Genomic DNA, 12054 nt, shown 5'->3' on the forward strand with positions numbered 1-12054 from the left:
CTGCGCAGCTGACGAATGCCGGTGGCCTGGATCGACGGGGGCAGAGCGGTCTTGTGGCCTGTCGCGCCCTAGCTCGCCATCAGCGCCTTGATACCATCGGCAACGAATTGCACAGCGAGGGCTGCCAGGATCACACCGAGGAGGCGAGTCAGGATCGAGCGGCCGGTCTGGCCGAGGAACTGGTCGATGCGTTCGGCGAGAACGAACACCAGATAGGTGGCGGCGAGGCAGGCGAGGATGATCAGGACCAGTGCCAACTGGCCGGCCCAACCCTGAAACGAGCCGGAGAGCAGCACCGTCGCCGAGATCGCGCCGGGACCGGCGATCAGCGGAATAGCGAGCGGGAAGGCGGCGATGTTGTGGATGTGGTCGCGGGTGATCGCGACATCCGAAATCTTCTCCTTGCGGTCCTGGCGCTTCTCGAAAACCATCTCGAAGGCGATGAAGAACAGCAGGAAGCCACCGGCGACGCGGAAGGCGGGCAAGGTGATGCCGAACACGGTGAGGATGGCGGCGCCGGCAACGGCAAAGACCGCCAGCACGACAAAGGCGATGACACTCGCACGTACCGAAACCTGCAGGCGCTGCTCGCGATTCATGCCGCGTGTCACCGCGAGGAACAGCGGCGCCAGGCCGGGCGGGTCGATAGTCACGAGGATGGTGACGAAGGCATTGAAAACAGTGTCGAAAAGCGGCATCAGGCATCTCCCCGGCGCGTGCAGGCTAACCCGGCGACCGTTGCCGCGCCAGTGGCAAATTCGGCCGTACGGAAGTCATTTTGCCCTTGCCGGCAGATTCTGCTGCGGCATCCGGCCGTTGCCGGCGCAATGGCGGTGGGGACAGACAGGGACATCTCGACGCAATGTTGGAAGCGCAAGCTATCCTTTTGAAATCGCGTCCCAAATCAGCATTGGAAAAGCGCCGCCGGAATTGGTCATTCAACGACCGTTCCTATATATAAGGTAAATGATTCCCAACATGCGTGATCCGAGTTGACCGACCAGAAATCACCGCGTGGACCTGACGGTCCCTCCGGCATCGAGCCGATTTCCATCATCGAGGAGATGCAGCGCTCCTACCTCGATTACGCGATGAGCGTGATCGTGAGCCGCGCGCTGCCCGACGTGCGCGACGGCATGAAGCCGGTGCACCGCCGCATTCTCTTCGCCTCGCATGAGAGCGGCTACCACTGGAACCGCAAATATGTGAAGTCGGCGCGTCCGGTCGCCGACGTGATGGGTAAATATCACCCGCACGGCGATGCGTCGATCTATGACGCCTTGGTGCGCATGGCGCAGGACTGGTCGATGAGCGTGCCGCTGATCGACGGGCAGGGCAATTTCGGCTCGATCGACGGCGATCCGCCCGCTGCGATGCGCTACACCGAAGCGCGCCTGACCAAGGTTGCGCATGAACTGCTCGAGGACATCGACAAGGACACCGTCGACTTCCAGGATACCTACGACGCGTCGGGCCAGGAGCCGCGCGTGCTGCCGGCGCGTTTCCCGGCGCTGCTGGTCAATGGTGCCGGCGGCATCGCCGTCGGCATGGCGACCAACATTCCGCCGCACAATCTGGTCGAAGTCTGCAATGGCGCCATCGCCGTCATGGAAAATCCCGGTATCGACCTGCCCGACCTGATGGAAATCATTCCAGGCCCAGATTTTCCCACCGGCGGCCTGATCCTCGGGCGCTCGGGCATCTACAACGCCTATTCGACCGGCCGCGGCTCGGTCATGATGCGCGGCAGGGTCAATATCGAGCAAAGCCGCGGCGACCGCGAGGCGATCATCATCACCGAAGTTCCCTTCCAGGTGAACAAGGCGACGATGATCGAGAAGATGGCCGAACTGGTGCGCGACAAGCGCATCGAGGGCATCTCCGACATCCGCGACGAGTCTGATCGCCAGGGCTACCGCGTCGTCATCGAGCTCAAGCGCGATGCCAACGCCGAGGTGATCCTCAACCAGCTCTATCGCTTTACGCCGCTGCAGACCTCGTTCGGCGCCAACATGGTGGCGCTCAATGGCGGCAAGCCGGAAGTGCTGACGCTGCTCGACATGCTGAAGGCATTCGTCGCCTTCCGTGAAGAGGTGATCAGCCGCCGTACCAAGTACCTGCTCAAGAAGGTGCGCGACCGCGCCCACATCTTGGTCGGCCTGGCGATTGCGGTTGCCAATATCGACGAGGTCATCAAGCTGATCCGTACCGCGCCCGATCCGCAGACGGCGCGCGACCAGTTGATGACGCGGCGCTGGCCGGCATCCGACGTCGAGTCGCTGATCCGCCTGATCGACGATCCGCGCCACCGCATCAACGATGACGGCACCTACAACCTGTCGGAAGAACAGGCGCGCGCCATTCTCGAGCTGCGCCTGCAGCGCTTGACGGCACTGGGTCGCGATGAAATCGCCGACGAACTCAACAAGATCGGCACGGAGATCACCGACTATCTCGACATCTTGTCGTCGCGGGCCCGCATCCAGCAGATCGTCAAGGACGAACTGGTTGCCGTGCGAGACGAATTCGGGGTGCCGCGCCGGACCGAGATCACCGACGGTGGCGCCGACATGGAAGACGAGGACCTGATCCCGCGCGAGGATATGGTCGTCACCGTCAGCCACTCCGGCTACATCAAGCGCGTCCCACTGTCGCTCTACCGGGCACAGCGCCGCGGCGGCAAGGGCCGCTCGGGTATGTCGACGAAGGACGAGGATTTCGTCACCCGGCTGTTCGTGGTCAACACGCACACGCCGGTGCTGTTCTTCTCGTCGCGCGGCATCGTCTACAAGGAAAAGGTCTGGCGCCTGCCGATCGGCAATCCACAGTCGCGCGGCAAGGCGCTGATCAACCTGTTGCCGCTGCAACAGGGCGAGCGCATCACCACGATCATGCCGCTGCCCGAGGACGAGGCAAGCTGGGCCGAACTCGATGTGATGTTCGCCACCACGCGCGGCACCGTGCGCCGCAACAAGCTGAGCGACTTTGTCGACGTCAAGCGCAATGGCAAGATCGCCATGAAGCTGGAGGAAGAAGGCGACGAGATTCTCGGCGTCGAGACCTGCACCGACAATGACGACGTGCTTTTGACCGCCGATTCCGGCCAGTGCATACGCTTCCGCGTCGACGACGTGCGCGTGTTCCAGAGCCGCAACTCCGTCGGCGTGCGCGGCATCAGCATGGCCGAAGGCGACCGCGTCATCTCGATGGCGGTCATCGAGCATGTCGAGGCAAGCCCGGCGGAACGTGCGGCCTATCTCAAGCGCTCCGTCGCCGAACGGCGGTTGGCTGCGGGCATCGCTGCCGGCGACGACGAGGATATCGCGCTGACCAATGAGGACGTCGGCGAGGAAACCGACATCACCGAGGAGCGTTACCAGTTCCTGGGCGAGCACGAGCAGTTCGTGCTCACGGTCACCGAATATGGCTATGGCAAGCGTTCTTCGTCTTATGATTTCCGCCTGACAAACCGTGGCGGCAAGGGCATCCGGGCCACCGATGTGTCCAAGGTGGCGGAAATCGGCAAGCTGGTGGCGACGTTCCCGGTCGGCAATGACGACCAGATCATGCTCGTCTCCGACGGCGGCCAGGTCATCCGTGTGCCAGTCGACGGCATCCGCACGGCAAGCCGCGCCACCAAGGGCGTCACCATCTTCAATACCGCCGATGGCGAGAAGGTGGTGTCCGTGGAGCGGATTTCCGAGCCGCAGGGCGAGGATGAGACCGACGAGGCGTCAGGCGAGGACGCTGCGGCCGGAGAAGCTCCGGCAAGCGAGAGCTGACAAAACGTCCTGACGCCGAACGGCTTTGCTGTTCAGGCGTTAGGTGCGGGTCATAAAAAAAGAGAAAGAAGCGGCGCCGTGGCGCCGCTTTTGCCTGGAGGGGCAGAAACTGTTCAGCGCGGGGCGCGCGGATTGCGCCAGCCCGGAAGCTGCACGCGGGCGGTCTGCACCTTGGTGCGGACGCGGTGAGCCTCTTGGTGGAGGCTGAAGGCGGTGGCGACAAGCATGGCCAGAGTCATGGCCGCGGCGAGCATGTAGATCATCATGGCGCTGTTCTCCTGCTGGAAACAACGGACGAGACGCTGTTTGGTTTCACGCACTATAATGACGTTCTATTCACATCCGCTTGAACTGATCATGAGATTGCCGTTCATCTCGCATTCATCTCGTAAACCAATTTCCGGTCGGACACGGGGCAGGTTGGCGGCAATGCGCGCTTCCACCTTTGGCGCCGATGTTCTAGAAGCAGCCCATGACTGATCGCATTGCCATCTATGCCGGGTCGTTCGACCCGCTCACAAACGGCCATCTCGACGTGCTCAAGGCGTCGCTGGCCGTTGCCGACGTCGTCTATGCCGCAATTGGCATTCATCCCGGTAAGAAGCCGCTGTTTTCCTTCGAAGAGCGTGTGGCGCTGATCGAGGAAGCGACGAAGGCGGAATTCGGCGCGGATGGCGGACGCATCAAGGTGGTGGCCTTTGACGGGCTGGTGATCGACGCGGCGCGCAAGGAAGGCGCTTCGATCATGATCCGCGGCCTGCGCGACGGCACCGACCTCGACTATGAGATGCAGATGGCCGGCATGAACGAAACCATGGCACCGGAACTGCAGACCGTTTTCCTGCCGGCGAGTCCCTCGGTTCGCACCATTACCGCCACACTTGTCCGCCAGATAGCCTCGATGGGCGGCGACATCCGTCCGTTCGTGCCGGCGGCGGTTGCCGGCGCGCTCAACGCCAAATTCGCGAAATAATTCTCCGGAGTATCGAAACATGCAGCTCAGGAAGCTTGCCTCGTCCGTCGTCGTCCTTGCCGGCCTTTTGGCCGGATCGGCCGCAGCCATCGCCGCCGAACCCGAGAACACGATGATCATCACGCTGAAGGGCGGCGACGTGACGGTGGCGCTGCGCCCCGACCTCGCGCCCAAGCACGTCGCCCAGATCAAGACGCTGGTGCGCGAAGGCGCCTATGACAACGTCGCCTTCCACCGTGTCATCGGCGGCTTTATGGCTCAGACCGGCGACGTCGAGTTCGGCGACATGAAGGACGGCTACGATGCCAACCGTGCCGGCATGGGCGGCTCGAAGCTGCCCGACATCCAGGCGGAGTTCTCCAACGAGAATTTCAAGCGCGGCGTCGTCGGTATGGCGCGCTCGCAGGACCCGAATTCGGCGAATTCGCAGTTCTTCATCATGTTCGACACCGCGTCCTCGCTCGACGGCCAGTACACCGTCGTTGGCGATGTCGAGAGCGGCATGGAACTGGTCGATGCCATCAAGAAGGGTGACGCGGCCAATAACGGGTCGGTCAGCGACCCCGACCGCATGATCAAGGTCCGCATCGCCGCGGACGCCAAGTAAACGAAAACGAAGAGAAGGAATTTCATCATGGCCGAGATCAAGGATCGCGAAAACGCGCTGATCATGGAAACGACCAAGGGCAATGTGGTCATCGAGCTGTTCCCGGACCTGGCCCCCGGCCATGTCGGCCGCATCAAGGAACTGGCACGCGAAGGCGCCTATGACGGCGTGGTGTTCCACCGCGTCATTGAAGGTTTCATGGCCCAGACCGGCGACGTCAAGTTCGGCAAGTCGGGCGGCAAGGACTTCAACCCGGGCCGTGCCGGCATGGGCGGTTCGGACAAGCCGGACCTGAAGGCCGAATTCTCGAACATGAATCACGGCCGCGGCACCTGCTCGATGGCCCGTTCGCAGAACCCGAACTCGGCCAACTCGCAGTTCTTCATCTGCTTCGAGGACGCCGGCTTCCTAAACCGCCAGTACACCGTGTGGGGTCAGGTCATCGAAGGCATGGATAATGTCGACAAGATCAAGCGCGGCGAGCCGGTGCAGGATCCCGACAAGATCGTGTCACTGAAGGTTGCGGCCGACGTTGCGGAATAACTGACAATGGCTGGCGCTCTCTGGTCGCTTCTCGGCGTTCTGGCGGGCGCCTTCATTGCCATTCAGGCTCCTATCAATGCGCAACTGGCGCGCGGGCTCGGTGTGCCCGTCGCGGCGGCTGCTATTTCGTTTCTGTCTGGCGCGATCGTGCTCGGCGTGATCACCTTTCTAGCCACCCGCACGCAAGGGCTGGTCATCGACTGGAAGGCGCCGGCGCCGTGGTTGTTCGTGGCCGGTGGCGTGCTGGGAGCGGTCTATGTCACCTCCACGGTGCTGCTGACCCCACGCATCGGTGCCGCCGCCTTGATGGCCTTCCTGGTGGCGGGTCAGCTTCTGGCCGGCATGCTTGTCGACAAGGCCGGCATTTTGGGTGTTGCCGTGCGCGAGATCTCCATGGGCCGTATCGTCGGCGCCTTGCTGCTGCTCGCCGGCGCGCTGATGATCCGTATCTACTGATGCGTGTAGACCTTTTCGATTTCGACCTGCCGGAGGCGAACATTGCGCTGCGTCCGGCTCAGCCGCGCGACACGGCGCGGCTGCTGACCGTTCGCCCGGGCGCGGAATTGGCCGATCTGTCGGTGCGTGACCTGCCGACGCTGCTTGAGCCCGGCGATGTGCTGGTGCTCAACGACACGCGTGTCATTCCGGCCCAGCTCAAGGGGGTTCGCGTCCGTGGCGAAGCGGTGGCCCATGTCGATGCGACGCTGCACATGCGCACCGCACCCGACCGCTGGCTTGCCTTCATGCGGCCGGGCAAGCGTGTTGCTGTTGGCGACCGCATCCAGTTCGGCCATGATGCCGAGGCCTGCATGCTTGGCCAGCTCGACGCCACGGTGCTGGAGAAGGGCGAGGGTGGCGAGGCGCTTTTGGCATTCGACCTCGCCGGGCCGGCGCTGGACGAGGCGCTGCATGACGTCGGTCACATTCCGCTGCCGCCCTATATTGCCTCCAAGCGCGCCGATGACGAGCGCGACCGCAAGGACTACCAGACCGTCTATGCACGGGAGGAGGGGGCTGTCGCGGCGCCAACCGCAGGCCTGCATTTCACGCCGGAGCTGTTTGCGGCACTCGAGGCCAAAGGCGTCGAAAAGCAGTTCGTGACGCTGCATGTCGGGGCTGGCACCTTTTTGCCGGTCAAGGCCGATGACACCGCCGACCATAAGATGCATTCGGAGATCGGGCACGTTTCGGCAGAGACGGCAACCGTGCTGAATGCGGCGCGGGCGCGGGGCAACAAGGTGGTTGCGGTCGGCACCACGTCGCTGCGCCTGATGGAGAGTGCCGCGCGCCAAGACGGTACCTTGGCCGCCTGGTCAGGCCCGACCGACATCTTCATCACGCCCGGCTATCGCTTCAAATTCGTCGATGCGCTGATGACCAATTTCCATCTGCCGCGCTCGACGCTGTTCATGCTGGTGTCGGCCTTTGCCGGACTGGAGCGCATGCACGATGTCTATGCGCATGCCATTTCGAGTGGCTACCGCTTCTATTCCTACGGCGATTCAAGCCTGCTGTTCAGGGACGACCGATGAGTTCAGAGTTCACCTTCAAGCTGCTCGCGACCGACGGCAAGGCGCGGCGCGGCGAAATCACCATGCCGCGCGGCACCATCCGCACGCCGGCCTTCATGCCTGTCGGCACCGGCGGCACGGTGAAGGCGATGTATATGGACCAGGTGCGCGGCGTCGGCGCCGACATCATCCTGGGCAACACCTATCATCTGATGCTGCGTCCCGGCGCGGAACGGGTGGCCAAGCTCGGCGGTCTGCACGACTTCGCGCGCTGGCCGCATCCGATCCTGACCGATTCCGGCGGCTTCCAGGTGATGTCGCTGTCGAAGCTGCGCAAGATCAGCGAAAAGGGTGTGACCTTCCGCTCGCATATCGATGGCGCGCCCTACGAGATGTCGCCGGAGCGCTCGATCGAGATCCAGGGGCTGCTTGATTCCGACATACAGATGCAGCTCGACGAATGCACGGCGCTGCCGTCGACGCCGAAGGAAATCCAGCGCGCCATGGAAATGTCGCTGCGCTGGGCCGAGCGCTGCAAGACCGCGTTCGGCGACCAGCCGGGCAAGGCAATGTTCGGCATCGTGCAGGGCGGCGATATCCCTGACATGCGCGTGCGCTCGGCGCAGGCGCTGAAGGCGCTGGAGCTCAAGGGCTATGCCGTCGGCGGCCTCGCCGTCGGCGAGCCGCAGGAGGTGATGCTCGACATGCTCGACATCACCTGTCCGGAACTGCCTCAGGAGAAGCCGCGCTACCTGATGGGCGTCGGTACGCCCGACGACATCATCAAGTCGGTGGCGCGTGGCATCGACATGTTCGATTGCGTGATGCCGACGCGGGCGGGCCGCCACGGCCTTGCCTATACACGCCGCGGCAAGGTGAACCTGCGCAATGCGCGCCACGCCGACGATCCGCGGCCGCTGGACGAGGAAAGCGATTGCCCGGCCGCGCGCGACTATTCGCGCGCCTACCTGCATCATCTGGTGCGATCGGGCGAGGCGCTGGGTGCCATGCTGCTCACCTGGAACAATTTGTCTTATTACCAGCACCTGATGAGCGAAATCCGTGCCTCGATCGAGGTGGGGCGCTTTGCTGACCAGACCGCCGAGATCAGCGAAGGATGGGCGCGCGGCGACATCCCGCTGCACAACGGCTGAGCCTGGAGGGTCTCCGCTTTTCTTCCTATCGCGGAAGCACTCTATCTCCTTGTTTTGCGCAATTCCTGGCGGAAAACCGCTGCGCGCATTTACTGGAGGTTCTTTAGAGCTCCTTCTCGGCAAGCTGGCGGAAGGCATCGGGCACGGAACCTGCGCGGCCCAGAGCCACCGAGGCGTAACCGACCGCCTCCCAGCCGAAACGCTCGCGGATGGCATCCATGGCGCAGTCGGCGCTCCATCGCGCCTGGCCTTTTCGCGTGCCCGGCCGGCGCTTCTCGTCGGCAAGGTCCAGTGGCAATTCGAGCTGTAGGACGGAATGTTCATCGAGATGCGAGACCGAGATCGCCAGCAGCGAGATCGTGCGCTCGCCGGGATACTGGGCAAGTACGCCGCGTACCAGTTCTTCGCCGACTTCGGCGATCATTGCGGTGGCCGAAACTGGCGCGTCCAAGGTGATCGACCGCGTCACCGAACGCAGGTCGGCAAAGCGAACGCGGGCGGTGACGGTGCGTCCTGGACGCGACTTGGCCCTAAGACGCGAGGCGACCCGGTCAGCGAGATGGCGCAGCGCCGGCACGTAGACATCAGGCCGTGCCGGTTTCATGCCCAGCGCCGACTGCGCGCCGGCGGAATGGGCGCGGCGATGCGGCTGGAGGCTGCGTGGATCGCGGTTCCAGGCAAGGGCCGCCAGCTTTTCGCCTGATGCGTGACCGAGCAGGCGTTCGAGCACATGCCGGTTGGCGTTGGCCAGTTGGCCGATGGTGGTGATGCCGGCGTCCGCCAGTCGCATTTCTGTGGCTGGGCCGACACCCCACATCAGGCCGACGGGCAAGCCGTGCAGGAATCCGATTTCCGCACCGTCATCGACCACGACGATGCCGTCGGGCTTGGCGACCTGCGATGCGATCTTGGCGAGGTGCTTGGTGCGGGCGACGCCGACCGATATCGGCAGTCCGAGTTCGGCGCGGACCTGTTCCTGATCTTTTGGGCGATCTCCTCGGGCGAACCGAACAGGTGGGTGCAGCCGGCGACGTCGGCAAAAGCCTCGTCGATGGAGATGCGCTCGACCAGCGGCGTGAAATCGCCGAGCACCGCGATCGCTGCGTCGCCCAGACGCTGGTACTCCCTGAAATTGCCGCCGACGAAGATGACGCCGGGGCATAGTTCGCGGGCGCGCCGGCCCGGCATGCCGCCATGGACGCCGAACGCCTTGGCTTCGTAGGAGGCGGCGAGCACCACCCCGCCGCCGACGGCGATTGGCTGTCCGCGCAGGCTCGGGTCGAGCAACTGTTCGACCGACGCATAGAAGGCGTCGAGGTCGGCATGCAGGATGGTGGCTGCGCTTTCCATGGAAGCGATCTGTTGAGCATGTTAGGAACATAAAGGGAACATACATGCGAAAAGTCAAGCGCGCTGGCGCAAGCGGTGGCGTCCGGTGCGGGCTTATGGAAATCGCTGGCGTCGACTATGGTGCCGCAATCCAAGGAGAATCCCATGACTGTTTCGCTGCGCGTTCCAACATTTGAAGACGTCAAGGTGGCGGCTTCGCGCATCGTAGGCGAGGCGCATCGAACCCCGGTGCTGTCCTCGCGCACTGTCAATGCCAAGATTGGCGGTGCGCTGTTCTTCAAGGCCGAGAATTTGCAGCGCGCCGGTGCTTTCAAGTTCCGCGGCGCCTACAACGCCGTTTCCGCGCTGTCGCCGGAAGCCAGGCAGAAGGGCGTCGTCGCCTTTTCCTCCGGCAACCACGCCCAGGCGCTCGCCTATGCGGCGACGCTGCTCGGCGCGCCGTCTGTCATCGTGATGCCCAAGGACGCTCCCGAGATCAAGGTTGCGGCGACCCGGGGCTATGGCGCTGAGGTGGTGTTCTTCGACCGCTACAAGGATGATCGCGAGGCGATGGCGCGCGGGATTTCCGAGGAACGCGGTATGACGATGATTCCGCCCTTTGATCACCCCGACATCATTGCCGGCCAGGGCACGGCGGCACTTGAACTGATCGACGAGGTTGGACAGCTCGACATCCTCATCGCGCCGCTCGGAGGCGGCGGGTTGCTTGCCGGCTGTGCGCTCAGCGCCAAGGCGCTGGCGCCTGGCTGTCGCGTCATCGGCGTCGAACCGGAGGCCGGCAATGACGGGCAGCAGTCGCTGCTGAAGGGTGAAGTGGTTCGCATCGCGCCGCCGCAGTCGATCGCCGATGGGGCGCTGACCACCTTTGTCGGCGACCACAATTTTCCGATCCTGCAAGCCAAGGTTGACGGCATCGTCACGGTCAGCGATGCGCAACTGGTGTCGACGATGCGCTTCTTTGCCGAACGCATGAAACTGATCGTCGAACCGACCGGTTGCCTGGCGGCGGCGGCAGCGCTCAACGGCGTCGTCGACTGCGCGGGCAAACGCGTCGGTATCGTGCTCAGCGGCGGCAATGTCGACTTGAAGGCATTGAGCGGGTTCTTCGCCGACGCCTGACTTCTGGCCTGAGTCTTTGGCGCAACTCCCCGCCCGAAGGCGTTGTGTCCGCGCCACAGGGACAATGCAAAGCTCGGTCCCAAAGACTTGGTGGCTGGACGTAGCAAGCAAGTCCGTCCTATGGCGTGGACATGCTTGGCCGCGCGAAGGTCAGCAAGAATTGCTGTAGATCAGACGGGGCAAGCGCGCATGAACAACAGATACGGAACGCTCGCCTCCTGGGTCTACAATCTCGACAAGCCGGTTGGGCGCTCGTTCGGAGACATCGAATATTATCGCGGGCGTCTTGCCGATTGTGCCGGCTCCATCCTGGAGCCTGCTGTCGGCAATGGTCGCTTTTTCGTGCCGATGCTGGAAGCCGGTTTCGACATCAGCGGCTTCGACCCCTCGAACGAGATGCTTGGCTTTTGCCGCAGGGCCTGTGCGGAGCGCTCGCTCGACGGGGGGCGGGTCAGCCATGGGACGTTCGAGACATTCGCTTGCGATCGCCGCTTTGCGGCAATCGTCGTGCCGCTTGGCTCGTTCCAGCTGATCACCGACATGGCTGTGGCGAAGGCCGTTCTGCGGCGATTCTTCGATCATCTGGCGCCGGACGGGCGGCTGATGATCGACCTGGACGCCATCGGCGGCTTCCTGGGTGAGGGTGGCCGGGTGCGGAGTTGGACCACCGAGCACGGCGATCTGATGACGCTGACCGATGCGCGCGGTTCAACCGACTACGTCGCGCAGACCACCGTGACGCATCTGCGCTACGAACTGTGGAAGGACACCAAGCTCGTCGACACCGAACTGGAGCTGTTCAGCCTGCGTTGGTGGGGCGTCGAGGAGTTTGCCATGGCGCTGCGCGAAGCGGGTTTCGTCGACGTCGTCGCCTCTGGTGACTATCGCTACGGCCAGGCGCCGGCCACTGGCTGCGAGACGATCAGCGTCGAGGCGCGCCGGCCAGAATGAAATCGATGGCTTGAACCAAGGCGGCAGCTCGACTATCTAGCGGCCATCAGCAATTTGAACAGGA

At 63.5% G+C, this 12054-nt stretch carries 13 protein-coding genes; 9 read left to right on the forward strand and 4 right to left on the reverse strand.

The genetic code is table 11. The features are described from left to right. Positions 1-68: 68 nt before the first annotated feature. Positions 69-698 (reverse strand): MarC family protein, encoded by a 630-nt coding sequence (locus DY201_RS15255; protein ID WP_115731925.1) that lies wholly within the window; start codon positions 696-698, stop codon positions 69-71. A gap of 294 nt (positions 699-992) precedes the next feature. Here DY201_RS15255 and gyrA point away from each other — a divergent pair, with 294 nt between their 5' ends. Continuing rightward, the gene (gyrA, locus tag DY201_RS15260; protein ID WP_115731926.1) at positions 993-3782 is read left to right on the forward strand and encodes a DNA gyrase subunit A; all 2790 of its coding nucleotides are present in this window, start codon (positions 993-995) and stop codon (positions 3780-3782) included. A gap of 113 nt (positions 3783-3895) precedes the next feature. Here gyrA and DY201_RS29065 read toward each other — a convergent pair whose 3' ends face one another. Then, positions 3896-4048, reverse strand: a complete 153-nt coding sequence (locus tag DY201_RS29065) for a hypothetical protein (RefSeq protein ID WP_165915867.1) — start codon at positions 4046-4048, stop codon at positions 3896-3898. A 206-nt stretch (positions 4049-4254) separates the two neighbouring features. Here DY201_RS29065 and coaD point away from each other — a divergent pair, with 206 nt between their 5' ends. From coaD to tgt, 6 genes are all read left to right on the forward strand, one after another. Continuing rightward, positions 4255-4755, forward strand: a complete 501-nt coding sequence (gene coaD / locus DY201_RS15265; protein ID WP_115731927.1) for a pantetheine-phosphate adenylyltransferase — start codon at positions 4255-4257, stop codon at positions 4753-4755. A gap of 112 nt (positions 4756-4867) precedes the next feature. After that, positions 4868-5362, forward strand: a complete 495-nt coding sequence (locus DY201_RS15270) for a peptidylprolyl isomerase (protein ID WP_245432132.1) — start codon at positions 4868-4870, stop codon at positions 5360-5362. A gap of 27 nt (positions 5363-5389) precedes the next feature. Next, on the forward strand, positions 5390-5905 hold the full coding sequence (locus DY201_RS15275) for a peptidylprolyl isomerase (RefSeq protein WP_115731929.1): 516 nt from the start codon (positions 5390-5392) through the stop codon (positions 5903-5905). Between the two features lie 6 nt (positions 5906-5911). After that, positions 5912-6361 (forward strand): DMT family transporter, encoded by a 450-nt coding sequence (locus tag DY201_RS15280; RefSeq protein WP_115731930.1) that lies wholly within the window; start codon positions 5912-5914, stop codon positions 6359-6361. Further along, positions 6361-7437, forward strand: coding sequence for a tRNA preQ1(34) S-adenosylmethionine ribosyltransferase-isomerase QueA (queA, locus tag DY201_RS15285; protein ID WP_115731931.1), 1077 nt, complete (start codon positions 6361-6363; stop codon positions 7435-7437). Before DY201_RS15280 ends, queA begins: the two co-directional genes overlap by 1 nt. Further along, on the forward strand, positions 7434-8570 hold the full coding sequence (gene tgt, locus DY201_RS15290; protein WP_115731932.1) for a tRNA guanosine(34) transglycosylase Tgt: 1137 nt from the start codon (positions 7434-7436) through the stop codon (positions 8568-8570). Before queA ends, tgt begins: the two co-directional genes overlap by 4 nt. A 103-nt stretch (positions 8571-8673) precedes the next feature. Here tgt and DY201_RS29905 read toward each other — a convergent pair whose 3' ends face one another. Together DY201_RS29905 and DY201_RS29910 are read right to left on the reverse strand one after the other, a co-directional pair. Then, positions 8674-9360, reverse strand: coding sequence for a DinB/UmuC family translesion DNA polymerase (locus tag DY201_RS29905; protein ID WP_245432005.1), 687 nt, complete (start codon positions 9358-9360; stop codon positions 8674-8676). Positions 9361-9386: 26 nt separating this feature from the next. After that, positions 9387-9920, reverse strand: a complete 534-nt coding sequence (locus DY201_RS29910) for a Y-family DNA polymerase (protein ID WP_245432006.1) — start codon at positions 9918-9920, stop codon at positions 9387-9389. Between the two features lie 144 nt (positions 9921-10064). Between DY201_RS29910 and DY201_RS15300 the strand changes: the two genes are divergently transcribed. Both DY201_RS15300 and DY201_RS15305 read left to right on the forward strand, forming a co-directional pair. Beyond that, positions 10065-11039 carry a threo-3-hydroxy-L-aspartate ammonia-lyase gene (locus DY201_RS15300; RefSeq protein WP_115733816.1) on the forward strand — a complete coding sequence of 325 codons (975 nt, stop codon included), beginning with the start codon at positions 10065-10067 and terminating at the stop codon, positions 11037-11039. Between the two features lie 189 nt (positions 11040-11228). Beyond that, positions 11229-11990 carry a class I SAM-dependent methyltransferase gene (locus DY201_RS15305; RefSeq protein WP_115731933.1) on the forward strand — a complete coding sequence of 254 codons (762 nt, stop codon included), beginning with the start codon at positions 11229-11231 and terminating at the stop codon, positions 11988-11990. Positions 11991-12054 lie beyond the last annotated feature (64 nt).

It is taken from the genome of Aminobacter aminovorans, assembly GCF_900445235.1.
GTDB lineage: Bacteria > Pseudomonadota > Alphaproteobacteria > Rhizobiales > Rhizobiaceae > Aminobacter > Aminobacter aminovorans.

Coding starts and splice junctions, on each gene's coding strand:
- DY201_RS15275 (WP_115731929.1), top strand. CDS start 5,390: ATGGCCGAGATCAAGGATCGCGAAAACGCGCTGATCATGGAAACGACC.
- DY201_RS29910 (WP_245432006.1), bottom strand. CDS start 9,920: ATGGAAAGCGCAGCCACCATCCTGCATGCCGACCTCGACGCCTTCTAT.
- DY201_RS15305 (WP_115731933.1), top strand. CDS start 11,229: ATGAACAACAGATACGGAACGCTCGCCTCCTGGGTCTACAATCTCGAC.
- DY201_RS15300 (WP_115733816.1), top strand. CDS start 10,065: ATGACTGTTTCGCTGCGCGTTCCAACATTTGAAGACGTCAAGGTGGCG.
- DY201_RS29905 (WP_245432005.1), bottom strand. CDS start 9,360: ATGCGACTGGCGGACGCCGGCATCACCACCATCGGCCAACTGGCCAAC.
- DY201_RS29065 (WP_165915867.1), bottom strand. CDS start 4,048: ATGATGATCTACATGCTCGCCGCGGCCATGACTCTGGCCATGCTTGTC.
- queA (WP_115731931.1), top strand. CDS start 6,361: ATGCGTGTAGACCTTTTCGATTTCGACCTGCCGGAGGCGAACATTGCG.
- tgt (WP_115731932.1), top strand. CDS start 7,434: ATGAGTTCAGAGTTCACCTTCAAGCTGCTCGCGACCGACGGCAAGGCG.
- DY201_RS15270 (WP_245432132.1), top strand. CDS start 4,868: ATGATCATCACGCTGAAGGGCGGCGACGTGACGGTGGCGCTGCGCCCC.
- DY201_RS15255 (WP_115731925.1), bottom strand. CDS start 698: ATGCCGCTTTTCGACACTGTTTTCAATGCCTTCGTCACCATCCTCGTG.
- DY201_RS15280 (WP_115731930.1), top strand. CDS start 5,912: ATGGCTGGCGCTCTCTGGTCGCTTCTCGGCGTTCTGGCGGGCGCCTTC.
- coaD (WP_115731927.1), top strand. CDS start 4,255: ATGACTGATCGCATTGCCATCTATGCCGGGTCGTTCGACCCGCTCACA.